The organism is Streptomyces sp. 17_S59, from assembly GCF_056930295.1.
Genome location: NZ_JBXOWD010000001.1, coordinates 179,082 through 192,366, shown reverse-complemented (window position 1 = coordinate 192,366; position 13,285 = coordinate 179,082). Strand labels below are relative to the sequence as shown.

Here is a 13,285-nt window from a genome sequence, read left to right as displayed (position 1 = left end):
AACGCCTCCGTCGTTGTGCCGCCGGGGATCCCGCGCGGCTCGGGGATCATGGAGCCCGGAAGATCGTCCCTGATGGGGGATCCACGGGATCCCGGAAGGAGCGAACGCGATCATGCGCCACACAACGGCCTGCGGGCCGACCGGACCGGGAGCCATGCGATGACCGGCGACTCCGTGCTGATACGCACCCGGGGGCGGGCCGGCATCATCACGCTCAACCGCCCCCGGGCCCTCAACGCCCTCGACCACGCCATGGTGCGCCGCATCGACGCGGCGCTCACCGCCTGGGAGCACGACCCCGCCGTCGAGACCGTGGTGATCACCGGCGCGGGCGAGCGCGGGCTGTGCGCGGGCGGCGACATCCGTGCGATCCGTGACGACGTCCTCGCGAGCGGGGGAGCGGCCTCGGCGGCGTTCTGGCGCGACGAGTACCGCCTCAACGCCCGCATCGCCCGCTACCCCAAGCCGTACGTCGCGCTCATGGACGGCATCGTGATGGGCGGCGGCGTCGGCGTCTCGGCCCACGGCAGTGTGCGCGTGGTCACCGAACGCTCCCACGTGGCCATGCCCGAGACCGGCATCGGCTTCGTGCCCGACGTCGGCGGCACCTACCTGCTCTCCCGGGCACCCGGCCGGCTCGGCACCCACCTCGCGCTCACGGGCGCTGCGGTGGGCGCCGCGGACGCCCTGCAGTGCGGGCTCGCCGACCACTTCGTGCCCTCCGACGCACTGCCCGGCCTCCTCGCGGACCTCGCCGGCGACGCCGTCGCCGACGTGCTGCCCCGCCACGTCGGCCCGGCGCCGGAGGGCGAACTCGCCGGCCACCGCGAGTGGATCGACACCTGCTACGCGGCCGGGACCGTCGAGGAGATCGTGGACCGCCTCCTTTGCCACGGCACCACCGCCGCGAAGGAGGCCGGCACGACGATCCTCGCGAAGTCCCCCACCGCGCTCAAGGTCACGCTCGCCGCCCTGCGCCGGGCCCGGGGAGCGGCCTCGCTGGAGCGGGTGCTGGAACAGGAGTACCGCGTCTCGTGCGCGGCCCTCTCCGTCCCGGACCTGGTCGAGGGGATCCGCGCCCAGGTCGTCGACAAGGACCGCGCCCCGCGCTGGTCGCCCGCCACCCTCGCCGAGGTCACGGACGAAGACGTGGCCCGCTTCTTCACACCACTGGGCGAGCGGGAACTGTCGCTCTGAGAACTCCCGGCAGAATGACGCGGCCCAGGGCCACCGCGGGGTCTTCCCTGCGCCCTGGGCCGCTGCGTGTTCAGTCGACGGGCGCGCCGAACCACGTGGGCATCCGGCCGAGCAGGTCCTGCTGGTCTTCGCCGACCCACGCCACGTGGCCGTCGGGCCGCAGCAGCACCGCGGGGGCGTCCAGTTCCTCGCTGACGTCGACGACGTGGTCGACGCGGTCTTCCCATCCGGTGATCGAGAGCCGACCGGCCTGGTCGAGCAGGAGTCCGCGCCCGCCGTGCATCAGCTCGTAGAGGCGGCCTTGCTTCAGCGTCAGGTCCCGCATGCGTCGGCCGAGCAGTTCGTGGCCTTCGCCGAAGTCGTAGCGGACGCCGACCGCGGTGATCTTCTCGATCAAGTACCGGTTCACTTCCTCGAAGTCCATCAGTTCCGACACGAGTCGTCGTACGGCCTGGGGGCCCGGTTCGGTGGACATCAGCAGCGTCTGCGCGCGGGTGTTGTTCAGCACGTCGGCGGCCACCGGGTGCCGTTCGGTGTGGTAAGTGTCCAGCAGCCCCTCGGGTGCCCAGCCGTTGATCGTGGCGGCCAGCTTCCAGCCGAGGTTGAACGCGTCCTGGATGCCGAGGTTGAGGCCCTGCCCGCCGTTCGGGGGGTGGATGTGGGCCGCGTCGCCGGCCAGCAGCACCCGGCCGGTCCGGTAGCGCTCGGCCTGCCGGGTGGCGTCGCCGAAGCGGGAGAGCCAGCGCGGTGAGTGGACCCCGAAGTCGGTGCCTGCGACGACCTGAAGCTGCTTCTTGAAATCCTCGAGGGTCGGCGGGACCGTACGGTCCTCGGCCACTCCCGCGGCGGGCACGACGACGCGGTACACCCCGTCCCCGAAGGGCATGACGCCGAACCACTTCCGGGTCTTGCGGACTTCGGCCACCACGGCGGTCAGTTCCGCCGGCGGCGTGGTCAGCTCCATCTCGCCCAGCAGCGTCTCGACCCGGCTGGGCTCGCCCGGGAAGGCAACGCCGGCAAGTTTGCGGACGGTACTGCGGCCGCCGTCGCACCCGACAAGGTAACGCGAGCGCAGCTGCGTGCCTCCCCCGCCGGCTACGCCCTCATTGGCGGGGGTGCCCCCATTGGCCAGTTCGACGGTCACCCCGTCCTCGTCCTGGCTCAGCCCGACCAGCTCGCAGCCGCGCCGGATCTCGGTGCCGACCGTGGCGGCATGCTCCTCGAGCAGGCGATCGGTGACGGTCTGCGGAATGCCGAGGACGTAGGAATGTGCGGTGTCCATCCGCTCGGGCCACGGCTTGCCGATGGCGGCGAAGAAGCCGCCGACCCCTTCGTACTTCGTGCCGTTCGCGAGGAACCTCTCCAGCAGCCCGCGCTGGTCCATCACCTCGATGCTGCGCACGTGCAGGCCCAGCGCACGGACCATCTTGGCAGGCTGCGTCTCCTTCTCGAGTACGAGCACGTGCACGCCGTGCAGCCGCAGCTCGCTCGCCAGCATCAGGCCGGTCGGTCCGCCGCCGACCACGATGACGTCAATCATGAAGTTCCCCCATCAGTTTCCGCAGGTCCTGGCCTCGGCCGGAGATTCTGCAGCACGACCGGGGCCTTGCCGCAAGCCCCCCGGTGCGCTATAAATTGAGAGTGGCAAGGAGTGGGTTCACCTCCTTGCCTTTTCCTTTGGACGGCACGCAGCCGCGCTCGCGTCACCTCGTCAGCCGAGCGCGTGGCCACGTCGCTTCGCGTCTTTGGTCTCCCACGTCCCGGGAGAAAACAAATACCCCGGTCCGCATTGCGGCCGGGGTAATTCATTGCCTATATTGGGGGTTTCCATGCCTTGTTGAATTCAGGGCGCGGAGAAGCTTTATAGGGACATGATATCGGGGCGGGAGCTAAATTGTCAAACGAGGAAATGCGAATCGAGCAGGAATTCACCGACCTGCTGCACGAACGCCTGGCCGAGCTGCGCGCCGGAGCCGAGGCTGCGTTGCAGTCCGCCCTCGCCCCGGCCGGGCGGGGCTTCCAGGCGCGGCTCGAGCGGGACGTCATGGTGGCCGAGCAGTCGGGGCTGCTCGCCGCCTTCGACGCGGGGGAGCACGGGCTCTGCTTCGGCCGGCTGCTGTTCCGCGACGGCCGCGACCACCACATCGGCCGGATCGGCATGCGGCGCGACGACGCCGACCGCACCCCGCTGATCGTCGACTGGCGGGCGGAAGTGGCGCGTCCCTTCTATCTCGCCACCGGGCACACCCCCATGGGACTGCGCCGCAGGCGCCACATCAGTACCGAGGGCCGCCGGATCACCGCGCTGCACGACGAGATCCTGGACCTCACCGACATCGAGCGCACCGGTCACGAGGGCTCGGACGCGGACGCGGTGCTGCTCGCCGCGCTGGATGCGGCGCGCACCGGGCGGATGCACGACATCGTGCAGACCATCCAGGCCGAGCAGGACCGCATCATCCGCGCACCGCAGCACGGTGTCCTCGTCGTCGAGGGCGGCCCCGGCACCGGGAAGACCGTCGTCGCGCTCCACCGCGCCGCGTACCTGCTCTACGCGCACCGGGAGCAGCTCGCCCGCCGCGCCGTCCTGATCGTCGGGCCCAACCCCGCGTTCCTCGGCTACATCGGCGAGGTGCTGCCCTCGCTCGGCGAGACGGGCGTCCTGCTCGCCACGCCCGGCGAGCTGTTCCCGGGCGTGACCCCCACCGCGACCGACACCCCGCGGGCCGCCGAGGTCAAGGGCGGCGAGGCGATGGCCGGCGCCCTGGCGCGCTACGTGTGCGACCGGCAGACCCTGCCCGACCCGGTGACCGTCATCGACTGCGAGGACGGCGAATTGCTGCTGGACGCGGACACGGCGGCCGAGGCGCGCCGGCACGCCCGCGAGACCGGGCTGCCGCACAACCTCGCCCGCCCCGCCTTCGCGTTCCGCGTCATCGACGCGCTGACCGCACAGCTGGCGGACCGGATCGGCGCGGACCCCTACGGCGGGCCCAACTTCCTCGGCGCCGACGACATCGCCCAGCTCGCCAAGGGCATCGCCGCCGACCCGGCCGTCCACGCGGCCATCGACGAGCTGTGGCCTGTGCTCACGCCCCAGCAGCTGGTCGCCGACTACCTCGCCGACCCCGTGCACCTGCCGGAGGCCGACGCGGAGGCCATCCGCCGCACCGGGGGCGGCTGGACCGCGGCGGACGTCCCGCTGCTGGACGAGGCCGCCGAACTCCTCGGCGAGGACGACTCGGCGGCCCGCGCCGCCGCCGAGGGCAGGCGCCAGGAGCGGATCACCTATGCCCAGGGCGTGCTCGAACTCTCCTACGGCTCCCGCACCCAGGAGTTCGAGGACCGCACCGACGAGGACTCGGAGGTGCTGGCCGCCCACGACCTGATCGACGCGGAGCGGCTGGCCGACCGGCACGAGGAGGCCGACCACCGCAGCGCCGCCGAGCGCGCCGCCGCCGACCGCACCTGGGCCTTCGGGCACGTCATCGTGGACGAGGCCCAGGAGCTGTCCGCGATGGCCTGGCGGCTGCTGATGCGGCGCTGCCCGACCCGCTCGATGACCCTCGTCGGCGACCCCGCCCAGACCGCCGAGCCCGGCGGCTGCGGCTCGTGGCGCACCATCCTCGCGCCGTACGTCGGCGACCGCTGGGAGCACGTCAGGCTCGGCGTGAACTACCGCACCCCGTCCGAGATCATGGAGCTGGCGGCCGGGACGATCCGGGCCGTGGACCCCTCCTTCGAGCCGCCGCGCTCGATCCGCTCCACGGGCGTACGCCCCTGGGCGCGGCACACCGGCGACCTGGCCGGTGCCGTCGCCGAGGCCGTGGCGCAGGAGCCCCTCGACGAGGGCCTGCTGGCCGTCATCGCCGCGCGCGAGCACCACGCCGCCCTGTCCGCCGCCCTTCCGGACGCCTCCTCGGGCCCCGCTCCCGACTTGACCAGCCCGGTGGTGCTGCTCGACCCCCGGCAGGCCAAGGGCCTGGAGTTCGACTCGGTGATCGTGGCGGAGCCCGGCGAGTTGGGGGCGAGTGATCTGTACGTCGCGCTCACCCGGGCGACCAAGCGCCTGGGCATGGTGCACACGGGCGCGCTCCCGAGGGGCCTGGAGGTGCTGTCGGCGCCCTGATTGACGCCCTGATTAAGGTGGGCTGCCGAGGAATTGACACACTGACGGACCGAGTCGGGAGGCATCATGACCAGTGCGGTCGAGCACCGCCGCGTCGAGGTGAACGGCGTGGGGCTGCACATCGCCGAGCAGGGGGAGGGGCCGCTGGTCGTGCTGCTGCACGGCTTTCCGGAGTGCTGGTACTCCTGGCGGCACCAGTTCGGGCCACTGGCCGGGGCGGGCTACCGGGTCGTGGCGCCCGACCAGCGCGGCTACGCCCGCAGCGAGCAGCCCCGGGACATCGCCGCCTACAGCCTGCTGCACCTGACCGGCGACGTGATCGCACTGATCCACGCACTGGGCGAGGAGCGTGCCGTCGTCGTCGGCCACGACTGGGGCGCTCCGGTCGCCTGGACCACCGCCATGCTGCGCCCGGACGTCGTGCGCGGCGTCGCCGGACTCAGCGTGCCGCCCGTGCCGCGCGGTCCGGCGGCGCCCCTGGCGACCCTGCGAGGGCTGTTGGGCGACGGCTTCTACCAGAACTACTTCCAGGAACCGGGCGTCGCCGACGCGGAGTTGGCGCAGGACCCCGCGCTGACCTTCCGCAGCCTGCTGGCCGGCGGCTCGGGCGACGGCCCGCACAACGACCCGCCCCGGCCGTGGATCGTCCCCGAGGGCGGCACGCTCCTGGACACGATGCGGGATCCGGCCAAGCTCCCGGACTGGCTCACCCAGGCGGACATCGACGTCTTCGTCGACGAGTTCACCCGGCACGGGGACCGCGCCTTCACCGGGGGCCTCAACTGGTACCGCAACATCGACCGCAACTGGGAGCTGCTCGCGCCCTTCCAGGGCCGCCGGGTGGAGGTGCCCGCGCTGTACCTGGCGGGCGACCGCGACCTGGTGCGGGGCTTCCCCGGCATGGACCGGCTGCTGCCCTCCCTGGATCAGATCGTGCCGGACCTGCGGGGCAATGTGACGCTGCCCGGCTGCGGTCACTGGACCCAGCAGGAGCGGCCCGAGGAGGTCAACTCCGCACTTCTCGACTTCCTGGGCGGGCTGCCGGCGCACACCTGAACAAGCCAGTCCACGTACGGGTGAACTCCCCTGGTTCCGGATCAAGTTGAGGAGAAAGATCGGCAGTCTGTCGGGTGACACATCCGCCCAGCACGGGGGAGCGGTCACCCGGGGGCTGTAGCACAGCGTTAATCGTTCAGACGCTCGACCCTTCAAGCCCGGGTTGCTAGGTTCCCCTCACATCCGCCTCATCGGAGGGAGCCTCTCCCGTGAAGCGCACCGTCATCGGCATCACCCCCTTCGGAACACCGGACGCCCGGCTCGCCGCGGCCGTCGGCAGAGCAGGCGGGCTCGGCGTCCTCGACCTCGGTGCGGGCGGGCGGGCCGCACGGGACGCCCTGGACCTCGTCCGCGCATGGGCCCCCGGCCGCTTCGGCGTCCGGGTGCCCGCGGGCTGTGCCCTCCGCCCCGACGAGCTGCGCGGCCCCGGCGGCACCGGGCCGCACACCGTGCTCCTCGCCCCCGACGCCCCCTGGCGCGTCGGGGACGCACCCGAAGGCACCGTCCTCGCCGAGGTCCGCGACCTCGGCGAGGCCCTCGCGGCCGTACGCGACGGAGCGGCCGGAATCGTCGCCCGCGGCAGCGAGTGCGGCGGCCCGGCCGGCCGGCTCTCCACCTACGTCCTGCTCCAACGCCTCCTGGCCGACGGCCGGGTGACCGTGCCCGTCTGGGCCTGCGGGGGCATCGGGCCGTACACGGCCGCGGCCGCAGTGCTCGCGGGCGCGGCCGGCGTCGTCCTCGACGTCCAGCTCGCCCTCCTGGCCGAGGCCGCCACCCCGCCCGTGCTCGCCGGCCTCCTGCGCACCCTGGACGGCTCCGAGACCGTGCTCGCCGACGGCCGACGGATCCTCGACCCCGCGCGGCCCGGCCTCCACCCGGCCCTGCGCGACCTGCCGCTGGGTCAGGACGCCTTCCTCGCCGAGCGGTTCGCCCGCCGCCACGGCACCGTCCCCGCCGCCCTGCGAGCCGTCCACGACGGCATCCGCCGGGCCGTGCACTCCGATCGCGCCCCGCGCGCACTGCGCCCCGGCTCCCCGATGAGCCGCGCCCTCGGCACCGCGCTGCCGGTCGCCCAGGGGCCGATGACCCGGGTCAGCGACCGCGCCGGGTTCGCGACGGCCGTCGCCGAGGCCGGCGGGCTGCCGTTCGTCGCCCTCGCACTGGCCGGGCCCGCGGAGGCCCGGGCCGTGCTCGAGCAGACCCGTGCCGCGCTGGGCGAACGGCCCTGGGGCGTCGGCGTGCTGGGCTTCGTGCCCGAGGACGTGCGCACCGCCCAGCTGGCGGCCGTGCGCGAACTGCACCCCAGCCACGTCATCATCGCCGGGGGGCGGCCTGCGCAGGCGGCCGCCCTGGAGGCCGACGGCATCCGCACCTTCCTGCACGTGCCCTCGCCGGGCCTGCTCGGGCAGTTCCTCGCGGCGGGCGCCCGGCGCTTCGTCCTCGAGGGCGCCGAGTGCGGCGGCCATATCGGGCCGCGCAACAGCTTCCCGCTGTGGGAGGCCCAGCTCGCCGTCCTCGAGGACTTCCTCGACGCGGAGCGCGACCGCCCCGACCCGGGCCCGGTGGAAGTCCTCTTCGCGGGCGGCATCCACGACGAGCGCTCCGCCGCCATGGTCGCCGCGCTCTCCGCAGGGATCGCCGAACGGGGCGTCGCCACCGGCATCCTCATGGGCACCGCCTACCTCTTCACCGAGGAGGCCGTGGCCTGCGGCGCCGTCCAGCCCGGCTACCAGCGGCAAGTCCTCGCGGCCGAGCACACCGACGTCCTGCACAACGGCCCCGGGCACGCCATCCGCTGCGTACCCAGCCCCTTCGGCGACGCCTACCGGGCCTGCCAGGCGGAGCTGAGCGAGCGCAAGGTGCCCGACGCCGAAGCGCGGGCGGAACTCGAACAGCTCGGCCTCGGCCGGCTGCGCCTGGCGGCCAAGGGCATCGAGCGGGTCGGAGACGCACTGGTCGCCGCCGACGAGCAACGGCAGTACGACGAGGGCATGTTCATGGCCGGGGAAGTGGCCGTGCTGCGGACGGCGACCACCACCGTCGCCGCGCTGCACTGCCAGGTCGGCGAGGACGCGGCGGAGTTCTACGGGCGCCGGGCGGTCGAACTGGCCGACACGGACCGGGACACCCGGCAAACCCCTGCCCCCCGGCCGCTCGACATCGCTGTCATCGGCATGGCCTGCATGTTCCCGCAGGCGCCCGACCTGCCCGCGTTCTGGGCCAATGTGCTCGCCGGGGCCGACGCCGTCACCGAGGTCCCGGCCGGCCGCTGGGACGCCTCCCTCCACTACGGGGAGCAGGCCACCGCCCACGACGTCACCACCTCGAAGTGGGGCGGATTCCTGCCCCGGATCCCCTTCGACCCCCTGCGGTACGGAATCCCGCCGGCCGCCCTGGCCGCCGTCGAGCCCGTACAGCTGCTCGCGCTGGAGGCGGCGAGCCGGGCCCTGGCCGACGCGGGCTACGACCGCCGGGCCTTCCCGCGCGAGCGCACCTGCGTGGTCTTCGGCGCCGAGGCCGGCAGCGACACCGCCAACGCCACCACCCTGCGCACCGTGCTCCCCTCCTACCTGGGCCGCCTCCCGGAGGAACTCGCCGCGCAGCTGCCCGTCCTCACCGAGGACTCCTTCCCCGGCCTGCTCGCCAACGTCATCGCGGGCAGGATCGCCAACCGCCTCGACCTCGGCGGCGCCAACTACACCGTCGACGCGGCCTGCGCCTCCTCCCTGGCCGCCGTCGACGCCGCCTGCAAGGAACTGGTCACCGGCGGCGCCGACCTCGCCCTGTGCGGCGGCGCCGACCTGCACAACGGCATCAACGACTACCTTCTCTTCTCCTCCGTGCATGCGCTCTCGCCCACCGGCCGCTGCCGTCCCTTCGACAGCGAGGCGGACGGCATCGCCCTCGGCGAGGGCGTCGCCTGCCTGGTGCTGAAGCGGCTCGCCGACGCCGAGCGGGACGGCGACCGCGTCTACGCCGTCGTCCAGGGCGTCGGCAGCTCCGGCGACGGACGCTCCCTCGGCCTCACCGCGCCCCGCCCCGAGGGCCAGCGCGCCGCCCTCGAACGGGCCTACGCCCAGGCCCGGATCTCGCCCGCCGACGTCGGGCTCGTCGAGGCCCACGGCACGGGCACGGTGGTCGGCGACCGCACCGAACTCACCACGCTCACCGCGGTCTTCGAGGAGGCGGGCGCGGCCCCCGGCGGCTGCGTCGTGGGCTCCGTCAAGTCCCAGATCGGGCACACCAAGTGCGCCGCCGGCCTGGCCGGAATGATCAAAACGGCCCTCTCCCTCTACACCGGCGTCCGCCCGCCGACCCTGCACGTCCGCGAGCCCAACCCCGCATGGCGCGGGGAGGACGGCCCCTTCGTCTTCCACGACCGGGCGCTGCCCTGGCCCGAACCGGCCGAGCGGCGCATTGCGGGTGTGAGCGCCTTCGGCTTCGGCGGCACCAACTTCCACGTCGTGCTGCGCGCCCACGCGCCGGAGCTGCCGCCCCCGCACGGCCACGACGCCTGGCCCGCCGAACTCCTCGTCCTGTCCTCGCCGGACGACGCCCGGGAGATCCTGCGGCTCACCGAGGTCAACGACCGCGCCGGACGGCCCTGGCGGCTGCGCGACCTCGCCCTGACCGCCGCGCGGCGCACCGGCTCCCGGCCGGTCGCCGCGGCCGTGGTCGCCGAGAGCCTGGACGAGCTGCCCGAGCTGCTGCACGCGGTCCTCGCAGCCGAGCCGCGCGCCGGGGTCTTCCCGGCCGAACCCAGGCCACCGGCAGGGAAGACGGCATTCCTCTTCCCCGGGCAGGGCAGCCAGCGGCCCGGCATGCTCGCCGAGCTGTTCACCGCCTTCCCCGAGACCCGGAACAGGCTGCGCCGGGCCCCCGTCGACGCCCTCTTCCCGCCCGCCGCCTTCACCCCCGGGGCCCTGGAGGCCCAGCGCGCCCGGCTGACCGACACCCGCCGCGCCCAGCCCGCCCTCGGCGCCGTGTCCCTGGCCGTCCACGACGTGCTCGGCACCCTCGGCGTCCGCCCCGACATGGCCGCCGGGCACTCCTACGGCGAACTGGTCGCCCTCTGCGCCGCGGGCGCCCTCTCCGTCGACGGCCTGATGACGCTCAGCACCGAGCGGGCCGAGGCGATCGTCGCGGCGGCGGGCGACGACCCGGGAGCCATGGCCGCCGTCACGGCCGCGCCCGACAAGGCCGACGCCGTGCTCGCGGAGACGGGGCTGACCGGGCGCGTCGTGGTGGCCAACCGCAACGCCCCCGCCCAGAGCGTCATCTCCGGCCCCACGGCCGAGGTGGAGCGCGCGGTCGCCGCGCTGGCGGAAGTGGGGATGACGGCCCGTCGCCTGCCCGTCGCCTGCGCCTTCCACAGCCCCGTCGTCGCCGATGCGTCCGCCCGCTTCGCCGAGGCCCTGGCCGGGCACCGGATCCGCACCCCGGAGTACCCCGTGTGGTCCAACCTGACCGCGGCCCCCTACCCGGCGGACCCCGAGGGCATCCGCGGCGCCCTCGCCGCCCAGATCGCCGCGCCCGTGTGCTTCGCCGAGCAGGTCGAGGCGATGTACGAGGCCGGTGCGCGGGTCTTCGTCGAGGCGGGCCCCGGCACCGTGCTCACCGGGCTGGTCCGGCAGGTCCTCGACGGCCGCCCGCACCTCGCGGTGCCCTTCGAGCCCCGGACCGACGCCGGACTGCGGGGGCACCTGGAGGCGCTGGCCCGACTGGCCGCGGCCGGCGTGCCGGTGACGGCGGAGCGGCTCTTCGCCGGGCGGGGCGCGGTCCTCGCCGACCCGGAGGCGGTCCCCGCCCGGCCGGGCTGGACCGTGGACGGCCACCTCGTCCGCACCGCGGACGGCGAGCCGCTTCCGGGCGCCCTGCAACCGGCCCGGCGGGTACGGCAGCCGCTGCCGACAGGCCGTGCGGACACGGAGACGTCGCCGGTACCGGTCGACAGGGCGGCCCTGGTCGGCGAATTCCTGCGCAGCAGCCGCGAAATGGTGGCGGCCCAGCGGGACGTCCTCCTGGCCTGCTTCGGCACGGGGACCGCCGCCCCGAGCGCACCCGAAGGACCGACCGCCCGGCCCGTGGCCCCCGCGCTGCCCGTCACCGCGACGCCCCCGGAACCGCCCGCCCCGGAGCCCGCTGCCCCAACGGACGTCCTGGGCACGGTGCTGACCGTCATCAGCGAGCGCACCGGCTACCCGGTGGAGATCGTCGAGCCCGACCTGGACCTGGAGGCCGACCTCGGCGTGGACTCCATCAAACGCACCGAAATCGTGGGGGAGCTGGGCCGCCGGCTGACCGGGACGAGCGGCACGGGCCCCGACCTGCGGTCCCTGCCGGACGCCGAGCTGGAGGAACTGCTGCGCGCCCGCACCGCCACGGCCCTCGCCGACCAGCTGGCCTCCCGCCTGGACACCGCACAGAAGGAGACGGCGGCGGACGACGGCGGCCCGGCAGCGGCGGCCGGTGCCACCCCGCTGGAGCGCCGCCTGCTGCGCCGCGTACCGCTCGATCCGCCACCCCCGGCCGACGAGGCCCTGCACGGCCGCACCCTCGCCGTCCTGGGCCGCGACACCCCCCTGGCCCGCACCCTCGTGGACCGGCTCAGAGCGCTCGGAGCCCACGCCACCCGCTCCGACGGAGACCTCGACGACCACGCCGGGCCCCTCGACGGCGTCGTCCACCTCGCAGCCCTCGACCCCGACCCCGAGCCCGTGCTTCCCGGCTGCTTCCCGCTGTTCAAGTCCGCGCTCGGCAAGGGGATCCGGTGGCTGCTGTGCGCCCGCCCCGCCGGGGAGCCCGCGCACACCGCGGGCCTGAGCGGCTTCTTCCGCACGGTCGCGCGCGAATACCCCGACACCCTCGCCCGGGTCGTCTCCCTCGGCCCCGACCGGCCCGCCGCCGCGCTCGCCGACGACCTCGCCGGCGAACTCCTCGCCACCGACCGCACCCCCGTCGCCCTGCACACGGCCGAGGGCACGCGGCAGGGCATCGAGCCGTACGAGGCCCCGCTCGCGCTCCCCGCCGACGAGGCCACGCCGGCCGCTGCCGGGCTGGGGCCCGGGTCCGTCGTCCTCGTGGCGGGCGGCGCCCGCGGCATCGCGGCCCACCTGACGACCGCCCTCGCCGCCGCAGGCTGCCGCCTCGAACTCCTCGGGCGCACCGACCCGTCCGCCACCCCCGAGGACCCCGGCCTCGCCGGTGCCGCCGACGAGGCCGCGCTGCGCGCCGCCCTCGCCGCGCGCGGCGGCCTGCGCCCCGCCGGGATCGCGCGCGAGGCGCGCCGGATCCTTGCGCAGCGCGAAGTGGCCGCCACCCTCGCCGAGACCGCGGCCCTGGGCGCCCGCACCCACTACCACGCCCTCGACCTGCGGGACGCGGAAGCCGTGCACCAGGCGGTGAAGGACGTCCACGCCCGGCACGGCCGCATCGACGCCGTGGTGCACGCGGCGGGCGTCATCGAGGACCGGCTGCTCGCCGGCAAGGAGCCCGGTTCCTTCGAGCGGGTCTACGGCACGAAGACCGACGGGGCCCGCGCCCTGCTGTCCGCGCTGCGGCGGCTGCCCGAAGTCCCGCGGTGCGTCGTCCTGTTCGGGTCGGTCTCCGCCGTCGAGGGCAACCGCGGCCAGAGTGACTACGCCGCCGCCAACGACGCCCTCGCCACCCTCGGCCGCGAGTGGCGGCAGGCCACCGGAGGGCGCGCCCTGACCGTCCACTGGGGGCCGTGGGAGCCCGGCGGCGCCCACCCCGGCATGGTCACCCCGGAACTCGGCAGGGAGTACGCACGGCGCGGCATCGGCCTGATCGACCCCCGCGAGGGCGTCCTGGCGCTCCTGCGCGAACTGGCCGCGGGCGAGGACGGTGCCGACGAAGTCGTCCTCACCGCCCCGGGCCGCTGAC

General features: G+C 74.6%; 5 protein-coding genes. 4 read left to right on the top strand and 1 reads right to left on the bottom strand.

Features of this window, described 5'->3' with window-relative positions; translation table 11 throughout:
• Nucleotides 1-159: 159 nt before the first annotated feature.
• Nucleotides 160-1,197, top strand: a complete 1,038-nt coding sequence (locus tag AC1Z4A_RS00850; RefSeq protein WP_483675864.1) for an enoyl-CoA hydratase/isomerase family protein — start codon at nucleotides 160-162, stop codon at nucleotides 1,195-1,197.
• 70 nt (nucleotides 1,198-1,267) lie between these two features.
• Here the strand turns inward: AC1Z4A_RS00850 and rox are convergent, their stop codons facing one another.
• Entirely contained in the window at nucleotides 1,268-2,737 is a 1,470-nt protein-coding gene (rox, locus tag AC1Z4A_RS00845) for a rifampin monooxygenase (RefSeq protein WP_483675863.1), read from the bottom strand.
• A 369-nt stretch (nucleotides 2,738-3,106) separates the two neighbouring features.
• Here rox and AC1Z4A_RS00840 point away from each other — a divergent pair, with 369 nt between their 5' ends.
• The 3 genes from AC1Z4A_RS00840 to AC1Z4A_RS00830 all read left to right on the top strand — a co-directional run bounded on the left by AC1Z4A_RS00840 (nucleotide 3,107) and on the right by AC1Z4A_RS00830 (nucleotide 13,284).
• Entirely contained in the window at nucleotides 3,107-5,326 is a 2,220-nt protein-coding gene (locus tag AC1Z4A_RS00840; protein ID WP_483675862.1) for a HelD family protein, read from the top strand.
• Nucleotides 5,327-5,392: 66 nt separating this feature from the next.
• On the top strand, nucleotides 5,393-6,382 hold the full coding sequence (locus tag AC1Z4A_RS00835; protein WP_483675861.1) for an alpha/beta fold hydrolase: 990 nt from the start codon (nucleotides 5,393-5,395) through the stop codon (nucleotides 6,380-6,382).
• Nucleotides 6,383-6,591: 209 nt separating this feature from the next.
• Nucleotides 6,592-13,284 (top strand): SDR family NAD(P)-dependent oxidoreductase, encoded by a 6,693-nt coding sequence (locus AC1Z4A_RS00830; RefSeq protein ID WP_483675860.1) that lies wholly within the window; start codon nucleotides 6,592-6,594, stop codon nucleotides 13,282-13,284.
• Nucleotide 13,285: the final 1 nt, after the last annotated feature.

What these genes read in the sequence shown, in the direction of transcription:
- AC1Z4A_RS00835 (WP_483675861.1), top strand. Translation starts at nt 5,393, where the DNA reads ATGACCAGTGCGGTCGAGCACCGCCGCGTCGAGGTGAACGGCGTGGGG.
- AC1Z4A_RS00840 (WP_483675862.1), top strand. Translation starts at nt 3,107, where the DNA reads ATGCGAATCGAGCAGGAATTCACCGACCTGCTGCACGAACGCCTGGCC.
- rox (WP_483675863.1), bottom strand. Translation starts at nt 2,737, where the DNA reads ATGATTGACGTCATCGTGGTCGGCGGCGGACCGACCGGCCTGATGCTG.
- AC1Z4A_RS00850 (WP_483675864.1), top strand. Translation starts at nt 160, where the DNA reads ATGACCGGCGACTCCGTGCTGATACGCACCCGGGGGCGGGCCGGCATC.